Below are 9,992 nucleotides of genomic sequence, written 5' to 3'. Positions count from 1 at the left end.
GGCAAGGCGGATGAACCGCTCCAGGGTGTCGTTGTCATAATGGCGGTAGCCTACGAGGTTCTGACCACGCAGCAGCATGGACAGCTTGGTGTTCTTGGCTGCCTTTCGGATTTCCCTTAGGATCTCCCAGGGGTTTTCAGAAAGAAAGCGCAGAGATGCGTCAAAAGTGGCGCCACCCCACACTTCCATGGCATTGTATCCCACTTTGTCCAGGGCTTCCACCAGGGCGATGATGTCTTCTTTGGCCATTCTCGTGGCCAGAAGGCTCTGATTTCCATCCCGGACTGTTAAGTCATTCAATAAGACTTTCGTCATGTATAATTCCTCCTACAAGATTTAGATGATAGGATTTCTGCCTGTAAAAATGTTTTTCATAGGCAGACAAAATAACTGTAATCAATACAAGTATAAACGATTACCAGGTGCCTCACAATAAAAGATAAGCGAAAAAACACCGAAAAAACATAGAGAAAACGAGAGTTGAAAATAATAACAAAAGGAATAATAAAGGTGCACGACTGTCTTCTTGTCGTGCACCTTTTCAGAGAATCGGGTGTTAAATGAATGGTTTAATTACTTAACTGTTACATCAGGAAGGAGAAAGCAAAGCTTCCAAGAATCAGAATGATGGCTCCACCAAGACGGCTGGAAAGCTGAGCGTATGCCATGAGCTCCATTCTGTCTGCAGCACCAAGTACTGCGATGCCTCCTGAACCACCTCTGTTGGCCATACAAAGACCAGCGGTGATGGCAGCATCGATTGGATAGAATCCAACAAAATATCCCACAATTGCTGAACCAAGGATGGCGCCGATGACGATCAGAAGTGCGATAACTGCGTTCTGAAGGGTTAATGCTGCTACAAATTCACCAAGATCCATATCAGCACCCACACCAACCATAACAACGATGGTCAATGCTGTGGTGATGAAGGACTGAAGCTTCTTTGCGCCAAGTCTGATACTCTTTGGTACTACACCTGTAGCAGCAAGAATCACCACGAAGATGATCATGTAGGCCAGCTGATGGATGGGAGCACCGAAAATGGTTGGCAGAATCTTTGAGGACATTACTCGCCCGAAGGTGAAGGCTGATACTCCAAGGAAGAGTCCTGCACCGATATCATTCATACTTACCTTTTCGTTGGAATCATCTTTTACTACGAAATTAGAATTTCTAAGAAGGGTCTTCTTGTCTCCAGTCCATTCCGGCTTCTTTTCACCAAGGCTGTTCAGCATAGCTGCAGTCATGATGGCGAAAATATTAGCGATGGTCAAAATAACAATGGCAAAAGCATAGTAGGAGTCACTGCTTCCGCCGGTAACATCGGCGTAGATCTGGGATAATGGAATGGCACCAGCACCATTACCTCCACCCATGACTGGAAGCACATACTGAAGAAGAATCAAGATTGGGTTTACTCCAAATAGAAGACCACCAAGGATTCCTAGGAGTGCTGCGCCGACCACACCACCAAGAATTGCAGGCACATAACCGGCAAAGCTCTTGAGAAGAATGTCTCTGTCAAGGGAAAGCACAGAACCTGTGATCAGTACAATGATGAAGAAAGTCAGGAAGTTTGTGTCATCCATGAAAATGGCAATGGATTCAGTGTACTTCGCTGGGATTACATTATATTGCACAAGTGCCGCTGTGCCAAAGAAAGTAAGGACAAGTCCACCACCGACATATTTGTTCCAGATTGGAATCCTCTTTCCGATTTCATAAAGCGGAACTGCGATGGCCAGCATCAGGGCAAGTGTTCCTGCCATATCGGTAGAGAGCACTTCAAGGTATGCAGCAAGATATACAACTAAAATGGCTGCAGTGGCAAACCACCATGGCATGCCGTAAAGCTTCAGTGCTTTCTTGGCGTTTGTTGAGTTTGTCATGTTGTTCATTCCTCCAATAATAAATTAATAATAATAATGATGAATATATTATTTCAGACAGGATCCATCCTACGGGGAGTTATGAAGTCTGAATCCTGACATAAAATCAAATGGATGATAGGGTCACAGGTTTTGGTTTTCTTATGACATCGATGAGCGTTCCATCTCTATATTCTACAAGAGCCACCACCTGATCAAGAAACTCGATCTCTTCGGGTTTACCTACAAGGGCGTAGGCTTCATCCCGGAGCTCTTCTATGGTCATGAGCGGAAGTCCTGAGTCTTTGAGAGCATCCAGAAGATCCTGACGCATCGGATTGATGGCCACACCTACTTCGGTAACCACAATATCGACACTCTCACCTGGAGTTGTCACAGTGATGACAGAGTCTTTGATGGTTGGAATTCTACTTCTGACAAGCGGAGCCACAATGATGGAGCACTTGGCTCCGGCTGCGGTATCCACGTGACCTCCAGGAGCACCTCTTACTACGCCGTCTGAGCCTGTGATGACGTTGACGTTGAAATCTGTGTCCACCTCTAAAGCGCCCAGTATGACAAAATCCAGTTGATTGACAAAGGCACCCTTGTTCATGGGGTTTGCATATTGGGAAGTGGAGATCTCAAAATGCCTTGGATGATCATGGACAGAAGCGATGGATGTAAGGTCAAAGTCCTGAGCATCCACGATGGTCTTGATGAGACCCTCTTCCAGAAGGTCGATCATGGGTTTTGTGATTCCCCCAATGGCAAAGCCCATTTTGATGTTTTTCTCCAGCATGTAAGGCTTCAGAAATCTTGTGACTGCCAGGGATGGTCCGCCACCGCCTGTCTGGAAGGAGAAATTGTCTTTGAAATAAGGGGTGCTTACCAGCGCCTTTGTGGCATATTCTGCAATGAGCAGTTCTCTAGGGTCTGTTGTGAACCGAAGAAGAGCATTGGCGATTTTTTTAGGGTTTCCGATTTCCGGAACCACAACCACATGATCCACATCAATGTGTTCAATGCTTGGTGGATAATTGGGGAAGGGCACCAAGGTATCGGTGATGACAACCACTTTATCAGCATACTTTGCATCCACCATGGAATAGGAGAGAACACCACAATCGGATTTTCCGCCTTTTCCTCGAGCATTTCCGAAAGCATCTGAGGTTGGAGCACCGATGAATGCCACATCGATATGGATATCTCCGGTTTCGATGGCTCTGACACGGCCGCCATGACTTCTGATGAAGGCTGGATTTTTCAGCTTGCCGCTGGAGATGGCATCTCCAATCTCGCCTCGGACTCCACTGGAGGAAATCCCGGTGATGGTGCCGTCTTCAATATACTTTACAATAGGTGCGTGGGCAGTACCGAGAGAACTGGCACATATGGTGATATCCCGGATTCCCAGCTGATGAATGGCATCCATGACCATGTTGACAACATAGTCCCCATCTCTGAAGTGGTGGTGGAAAGATACAGTCATTCCGTCCTTAAGACCAGACTGTTTGATGGCTTCTTCCAAGGAAGAAGCCAGTTTGCCTTCACTAGGCTTCATGTAAGACCTTACCGTCGGACTTGCTTTCTTATAGGTATATCCATCTCGGTAGTGCTGCCCCTGAAAAACCTCTTTCCCATCCTTCAGAAACTGTTCTGGAATATCACGGCCTACTAAATTCTTCATACCAAATCCCCCCTGTAGACTCCCGATGCTTTTGCCAGATGAAGAACTCTACGTGCACCTTCCACCATGGCGATGTCAATCATTTGACCGTCCACAATGAAGACGCCTACGCCTTCTTTGGCCAGTTCCTCTACACCGAGAATTGTTTTTTCTGCCATTTCGATTTCACTTTGTGTGGGTGTGAAAACCTCATGGATGATGGAGATCTGCTTTGGACTGATGACGGATTTTCCGTCGAAGCCCATATTCTTGATGAGCTCTGTATCTCTTCGGAGTCCATCCAAGTCTTCCACATCTGTATGCACGGTATCAAAACACATGACATCAGCGGCTCTTGCTGCCAGAATCAGATGACTTCTTGCTGCAAGCATTTCAAAGCCTTCAGCAGTCCGTTTGGCGTGCATGGTTCTCATGAAATCTCCAGCACCAATGGATATGCCGAGAATCCGGTCTGAACTCGCAGCCAGTTCATAGGCATTCAGAACACCCAGCGGGGTTTCGATGGCTGCCATGAGCAGGGTGGAGCCAAGTTCCTTGTGAAACTCCAGTTCGGCTTTTCTTACTTCTTCTTCTACACGGAGTACATCCTCTTTCTTTTCGCATTTTGGAATTCGGATGCCATCGCATCCTCCAGCTACGGAAGCACGGACGTCTTCTTTCCAGTGCTTCGAATCAAATCCATTGATTCGAACAAGTCTCTCAACACCTTTATAATCTGCATACTTCAGAGTGTTGTAGAGCTGGATTCTTGCAGAGTCTTTCTGATTTTCCGACACCGCATCCTCCAGATCAAAGATGATGGAATCTGGTTTGTAGACATAAGGATCTTTCACAAGGCTTGCCCGATGGGCATTAAGAAACATCATGGTTCTGCGGAGCCGTTTCTTTTTATCAAAACTCACATCATCACCTCCCAAGGTAAATCCTCAAACTGATCTATGGCCCTAAATACTGCGGTTTGAACTCTTGAGCGGATGGTAAGGTCCAAAGCACCTTTATCGATGGCGATGATTTTGGCATCAGCCACCTGAAGTGACTTCAGTGTATCGAGTATGGTTTTTCTGATCTGATTGCCGTACTGTCCAAGGACACTGCTTTCGAGAACCAGTTCTATGCCTGGTTCCTCTTTTGGAGAAATCATAATCTGAATATCACTGGATTCTACAGTACCCGCCATGGCGGAATGGTTCAGTTTCAAACATATCACCCCTTCAATCTGATGAAAAATATCTTAACGTTTTCACTCAGTATAATTTAAAGTTATTGTCTTAACAATACGTTTATAATTAAAGAACAGTAAAAAAACAGCACCTTAATGCGACTATTACAATGAAGAAGTACTGTTATTACGAATGTGTTAATGTGGAAATTTGCGTTGCGTGAGCGGATGTGGAGGGAATAGTCAAAGGAGATCGTGAAACAAAGAACAGAGAAAAAACACATGATTTGAAAATCTTATCGTATAATGAACATGTAATCGATACGATAAGATAGTCAGAAAACATGATGCGCAGAATGTTTGGGAGAGGTGGCCATGAACTACACAGTACAAAGAATGTGGATTAAACGAAGCCCCACTGCAAGAGAAGCATGGGAGAAGATGCTGAAAGATGCAGGGATTCGAGGAGAAGAGCAGGTAGAATATACCGTTGGTGTATACGATGGAGATAAACTCGTTGCCACGGGATCCCGGTTCAAAAATGTCTTGAAGTGTATTGCGGTCTGCAAAAAATACACAGGTGGTGAAGTGGTGAGCTTATTGATCTCCCATCTCATGAGTGAGGTCTTTGATGCCGGATTCACCTCCTGCTATGTGTACACAAAGCCTGAATCCGTTCAGTCCTTCGGCTATTTAGGCTTCAAGGAGATTGAACGGGTTGGAGAGGATCTGGTCTTTCTTGAAAAGGCAGTCTTCGGATTTGACGACTTTTTGAAGAAGCTGGAGAAGACAAAGGTTCCAGGCGAGAGGATTTCAGGAATCGTCATGAATGCCAATCCATTCACAAAGGGGCACCTCTACCTCATAGAGACAGCAGCAAAAGAAAGCGATGTCCTTCATGTTTTCGTCCTCACAGAAGACTTGTCCGCATTTCCTTCGGCTGTCAGAATGGACCTTGTGAAAAAAGGAACAGCGCATCTGTCTAATGTCATCGTGCATGAAACAGGAGATTATATGGTGTCTGCAAAGACATTTCCATCGTATTTCCTGAAAGAAGACCGGGATGTGACTGAGATTCAGGCCAGTCTGGATGCGAAGATCTTTAAGAACCACATTGCGAAGACGCTGGGGATTACCACCAGATTTGTAGGGGAAGAGCCATTGTCTTTTGCCACCAACATATACAATGGTGCACTGCAGAAAGTCTTTGGTGATGATTTGAGCCTTGTGGTGATCAGAAGAAAAGAGTCAGAGGGAGAAGTCATCAGTGCATCCAGAGTCAGAAAATACATGAAAGAGGACCGTATGGAGGAACTGAAGAATCTGGTTCCCGATACAACCTATGCATTTCTTCAGTCGGAGGAAGGCAAGATTATCCAAAAGAAACTTAAGGAAGAGGAGATGTAGAAGTCCATGGGGAATTTTAAGATTGAGAAACAGGCCATAGCTGGTACGCTGGAATCATCAGATCTTCAGATCATCATTGATGAAAATGAAGGAAGAGGAATTGAAATCGAGCTTAAGAGCAGCGTCGCCAATCAGTATGGCAGAAGAATCCGGGAAGTACTAACAGAAACACTGAAAAATATGGGCATAAAGGATGCCAAGCTTCTCGTAACAGATAAAGGAGCTTTAGATTGCACCATCATCGCTAGAACCATTGCTGTGGTGCATAGAGCTTCTGGAAAGACCGAAGAAATAGATTGGGAGGAGCTGGAAACATGGAACGTTTAAGAAGAACCATGATGTTTGTTCCTGCAAGCAACGCAGGAATGTTGAGAGATGCATATATTTATGGAGCGGACTCCATCATGTTTGATCTGGAAGATTCCATATCACTGAAGGAGAAGGATACGGCCCGTTTTCTTGTGTATCAGGCAGTGAAGACCATAGATTATGGAAACGTAGAGACCGTAGTGCGTATCAACAGTCTGGACCAGGGAGGAAGAAATGATATCCATGCCATGGTCCGCGCAGGGATTGATGTGATCCGTCTGCCTAAAACAGAGACAGCAGAAGATGTGCTGGATGTGGAAGAAGTGATTCTTGAGGCAGAAAGACAGTGTGGAAGGGAAGAAGGATCCACCCGTATGATGGCAGCCATTGAAGGACCTGTAGGTGTTCTCAATGCCCTCAGTATCGCAAAGTCCAGCAAACGTCTCATCGGTATCGCTTTGGGCGCTGAGGACTATGTGACCTCCATGAAGACCAGAAGATACGCTGAAAGAGACAGTGAGGAAATATTCTTCGCCAGATCTATGATTGTACATGCTGCGAGAGCGGTTGGTATTGCTGCACTGGACACTGTTTTCTCCAATGTGGATGATGTGGATACCCTGAGAAAAGAGACGGAGTTCATCAAGCAGCTTGGTTTTGACGGAAAGTCCGTGATTAATCCAAGGCAGATTCCTGTGGTAAACAGTGTGTTCACGCCTACAGAAAAAGAGATACAGAATGCCATTGCGGTAATGAATGCCATCGAAGAGGCTGAGTCAAAAGGGTCAGGTGTTATTGCGCTCAATGGTAAAATGATCGATAAGCCGATTGTGGAGAGGGCAGAAAGAGTACTTCTGCTTGCTGAAGCTGCAGGTATATACAGGAAAGGGGAATAAAGATGGCAAAGAATCAACTAGGAAGAGAGATTCCTGAAACCTATCTGAACTCCTTTGGGCTTTTTGAAGGCCAATGGGCAGTTCATCATGAATATAAAAGATCCAGCGGTCTGGTAAGTTCCGTAAAGCCTGGTGAGTCCAAGCTTTTGGGTTCAATTCGTGAAGCCATTGAAAAGACAGGATTGAAAGACGGAATGACTGTATCTTTTCACCATCACTTCAGAGAAGGAGATAAGGTCCTTAACATGGTCATGGACGAGATTGCGGCCATGGGCATCAAAAATCTTACCTTAGCTTCCAGCTCCATTGCAAACGTTCATGAACCACTTATAGAGCACATTAAGAATGGGGTTGTTACCAGTATTACCTCATCAGGTCTCCGGGATAAGCTTGGTGCAGCAATCTCCAAGGGACTTATGGAAAATCCTGTAATCATCCGTACCCATGGTGGAAGAGCCAGAGCCATTGAAAAAGATGAGATTCATATCGATGTGGCATTTTTAGGGGCTCCCAGCGCAGACTGCTATGGAAACGCCAACGGCTCCCATGGGAAAGCCAATTGCGGTTCTTTAGGATATGCCAAGGTGGATGCAGAGTTTGCAGACAAGGTGGTCATCATCACAGATAATCTTGTGCCTTATCCCAATACCCCCATCAGTATTCCACAGAATCATGTAGACTATGTGGTGGAAGTGGAATCCATTGGAGATCCCAATGGCATCGCCAAGGGTGCAACAAGAATCACCACAAATCCGAAAGAATTGCTGATCGCTGAAAATGCAAATAAGGTGATCACATCTTCACCTTATTATAAAGATGGTTTTTCTTTCCAGTCGGGAACCGGCGGTTCCACACTTGCTGTTGCAAGATTCCTGCAGGAATCCATGCGTAAGGACAACATCAAGGCATCCTTCGCACTGGGCGGTCTTACTGGACATCTGTGCAGCATGCTGGAAGAGGGGCTCATCGAAAAAATCATTGATACACAATGCTTCGACCGTGGAGCCATAGAGTCCATGAAGAAGAATGAGAACCATTATGAAATCAGTGCTTCTTTCTATGCAAATCCAGCCAATAAAGGTGCAGCGGTGAACCAGCTGGATGTGGTGGTTCTGTCTGCACTTGAAATTGATACAAACTTCAATGTCAACGTCATGACCGGATCCGATGGAATCATCAGAGGTGCATCAGGCGGACACAGCGACGCTTCTGCTGGAGCGAAGATGAGTATGGTGCTGACACCGCTCATCCGCGGAAGAATTCCAACCATCGTGGAAGAAGTGAACACCATCATTACTCCTGGCGAGAGCATTGACGTGGTGGTGACAGAAATCGGAATCGCCGTCAATCCAAGAAGACAGGATCTTATGGAAGCCTTCAAAGATGTGAAGATTCCAAAGTTCACCTTGGAAGAGCTGAAGGAAAAAGCCTATCAGATTGTTGGAAGACCTGATCCTATTGAGTACGAGGATAGGGTGGTTGCTCTCATTGAATACAGAGATGGCAGCATCATTGATGTAGTAAGAAAAGTAAAAGAATAGGAGGAGATGCTATGGCCAAAACACGCTTTTCAGAAGGAGAGAGACCGACTCTGGAAGAAGTGCTTCACACCAGGGAGATGCGGGCAAACTATCAGTATAAGCTTGCATCAGCCCATGGTGGCCATGGCATTCTTTCCTTTAAGCTGAATATTCCGGGTCCAGTGAAAAACAATGAACATATTGAGGAAATCTTCACCATCGGTGTAGAGGCGATAAAAAGTGTCCTGGAACATACAGTTCGGACCGTGATCTTTGAAAAAGAGATTCATTTGTCTACAGGTCCAGAGCTGTTTCTGGTGATAAGAGGTCCAGTGGAGGAGCTGAAAAAAGCAGCCATAAGGATCGAAGAGGAAAACCCTCTAGGCAGAATGTTTGATATAGACATTCTGTTGTTTCAGGATGGAACCATAAGAACATTGCAGAGAGAGGAATTTGGGTATCCAGAAAGAAGATGCCTCCTTTGTGGAAACTCTTCCAAAGCCTGTGGACGGAACAGGACACATCCAGTGGAAGAGCTGTTGGATAAAATGGAAGAAATGACTGCAGCCTATTCTCCATTCAAAGAGGATCAGAAATATCGTATCATGAGCACTGAATGCCTGTAAAAATGACAACCAGGATTCTCTATGGTAAAATTGAATCAGTTCAAATAAATGAAAACCTGGGAGGATTGATTTTAATGAAATGGGTAACCATGGATTTTGAGTATGGATTTAAAGGGACACTGAAGGCCAAGAGAGGCACAGTGCCAATTGGAATCGAGGAAGGCACCATAGAGCCTTATGATATGGTGTTCGGCGCCTTGGGCTCCTGCCTTTACTCCACATTCCTGGATATCGCCGTGAAGAAAAAGATCGTTTATGAAGGCGTGTCCATGAAGGTGTCTGGAGAGAAGAGAACGGAAGTGCCAACGACCCTGAAGACTGTACATGTGGATGTGGTTGTAAAGAATCCTGAAAAAGAAAAGGGGCTGGATCAGGCCATGAGACTGGCTACAGAGTACTGCTCTGTGTATCAGACACTATCTAATGTGGCAGAAATGAGCTACACTCTTTCTTTTGAATATACAGACAAAGAATAAATCTTTAAACGAAAAACCTCATGCTGATATGTCAGTAT

Annotated in this window: 10 protein-coding genes and 1 pseudogene; 6 read left to right on the top strand and 5 right to left on the bottom strand. The window is 45.3% G+C overall.

Features of this window, described 5'->3' with window-relative positions; all coding sequences use genetic code 11:
• The 5 genes and pseudogenes from DEF30_RS00625 to citD (DEF30_RS00605) form a co-directional block, all read right to left on the bottom strand.
• Positions 1–315: pseudogene (locus DEF30_RS00625) on the bottom strand (oxaloacetate decarboxylase subunit alpha); the annotation flags it as partial.
• A 269-nt stretch (positions 316–584) separates the two neighbouring features.
• Entirely contained in the window at positions 585–1,892 is a 1,308-nt protein-coding gene (locus DEF30_RS00620) for a 2-hydroxycarboxylate transporter family protein (protein WP_294095197.1), read from the bottom strand.
• 106 nt (positions 1,893–1,998) lie between these two features.
• Positions 1,999–3,561: a citrate lyase subunit alpha gene (citF, locus tag DEF30_RS00615; protein ID WP_294095196.1), complete on the bottom strand. Its 1,563-nt coding sequence runs from the start codon at positions 3,559–3,561 to the stop codon at positions 1,999–2,001.
• On the bottom strand, positions 3,558–4,463 hold the full coding sequence (locus DEF30_RS00610) for an aldolase/citrate lyase family protein (RefSeq protein ID WP_294095191.1): 906 nt from the start codon (positions 4,461–4,463) through the stop codon (positions 3,558–3,560). Before DEF30_RS00610 ends, citF (DEF30_RS00615) begins: the two co-directional genes overlap by 4 nt.
• Positions 4,460–4,759, bottom strand: coding sequence for a citrate lyase acyl carrier protein (gene citD, locus DEF30_RS00605; protein WP_031577442.1), 300 nt, complete (start codon positions 4,757–4,759; stop codon positions 4,460–4,462). The genes DEF30_RS00610 and citD (DEF30_RS00605) overlap by 4 nt, the downstream gene beginning before the upstream one ends.
• A 336-nt stretch (positions 4,760–5,095) precedes the next feature.
• Between citD (DEF30_RS00605) and citC the strand changes: the two genes are divergently transcribed.
• The 6 genes from citC to DEF30_RS00575 all read left to right on the top strand — a co-directional run bounded on the left by citC (position 5,096) and on the right by DEF30_RS00575 (position 9,954).
• Complete coding sequence (citC, locus tag DEF30_RS00600) at positions 5,096–6,127, top strand: [citrate (pro-3S)-lyase] ligase (RefSeq protein ID WP_294095186.1); 1,032 nt, start codon at positions 5,096–5,098, stop codon at positions 6,125–6,127.
• 6 nt (positions 6,128–6,133) lie between these two features.
• Positions 6,134–6,454 carry a citrate lyase acyl carrier protein gene (gene citD, locus DEF30_RS00595; RefSeq protein WP_031577440.1) on the top strand — a complete coding sequence of 107 codons (321 nt, stop codon included), beginning with the start codon at positions 6,134–6,136 and terminating at the stop codon, positions 6,452–6,454.
• Positions 6,442–7,332: a citrate (pro-3S)-lyase subunit beta gene (gene citE / locus DEF30_RS00590; protein ID WP_031577439.1), complete on the top strand. Its 891-nt coding sequence runs from the start codon at positions 6,442–6,444 to the stop codon at positions 7,330–7,332. The genes citD (DEF30_RS00595) and citE overlap by 13 nt, the downstream gene beginning before the upstream one ends.
• A gap of 2 nt (positions 7,333–7,334) precedes the next feature.
• Positions 7,335–8,873 (top strand): citrate lyase subunit alpha, encoded by a 1,539-nt coding sequence (gene citF / locus DEF30_RS00585; protein ID WP_294095167.1) that lies wholly within the window; start codon positions 7,335–7,337, stop codon positions 8,871–8,873.
• 11 nt (positions 8,874–8,884) lie between these two features.
• The gene (citX, locus tag DEF30_RS00580) at positions 8,885–9,478 is read left to right on the top strand and encodes a citrate lyase holo-[acyl-carrier protein] synthase (RefSeq protein WP_294095164.1); all 594 of its coding nucleotides are present in this window, start codon (positions 8,885–8,887) and stop codon (positions 9,476–9,478) included.
• A 74-nt stretch (positions 9,479–9,552) separates the two neighbouring features.
• Positions 9,553–9,954 (top strand): OsmC family protein, encoded by a 402-nt coding sequence (locus DEF30_RS00575; RefSeq protein WP_294095162.1) that lies wholly within the window; start codon positions 9,553–9,555, stop codon positions 9,952–9,954.
• Positions 9,955–9,992 lie beyond the last annotated feature (38 nt).

The sequence above is a fragment of the Proteiniclasticum sp. genome (assembly GCF_003514505.1).
Classification (GTDB): Bacteria; Bacillota; Clostridia; order Clostridiales; family Clostridiaceae; genus Proteiniclasticum.
Note: the sequence above shows the minus strand (reverse complement) of the source record. Positions and strands in the feature narration are given on the sequence as shown.

Excerpts from the sequence above, each read along its gene's own strand:
- DEF30_RS00620 (WP_294095197.1), bottom strand. The coding sequence starts at position 1,892 with ATGACAAACTCAACAAACGCCAAGAAAGCACTGAAGCTTTACGGCATG.
- citF (WP_294095196.1), bottom strand. The coding sequence starts at position 3,561 with ATGAAGAATTTAGTAGGCCGTGATATTCCAGAACAGTTTCTGAAGGAT.
- citC (WP_294095186.1), top strand. The coding sequence starts at position 5,096 with ATGAACTACACAGTACAAAGAATGTGGATTAAACGAAGCCCCACTGCA.
- citD (WP_031577440.1), top strand. The coding sequence starts at position 6,134 with ATGGGGAATTTTAAGATTGAGAAACAGGCCATAGCTGGTACGCTGGAA.
- citE (WP_031577439.1), top strand. The coding sequence starts at position 6,442 with ATGGAACGTTTAAGAAGAACCATGATGTTTGTTCCTGCAAGCAACGCA.
- citF (WP_294095167.1), top strand. The coding sequence starts at position 7,335 with ATGGCAAAGAATCAACTAGGAAGAGAGATTCCTGAAACCTATCTGAAC.
- citX (WP_294095164.1), top strand. The coding sequence starts at position 8,885 with ATGGCCAAAACACGCTTTTCAGAAGGAGAGAGACCGACTCTGGAAGAA.
- DEF30_RS00575 (WP_294095162.1), top strand. The coding sequence starts at position 9,553 with ATGAAATGGGTAACCATGGATTTTGAGTATGGATTTAAAGGGACACTG.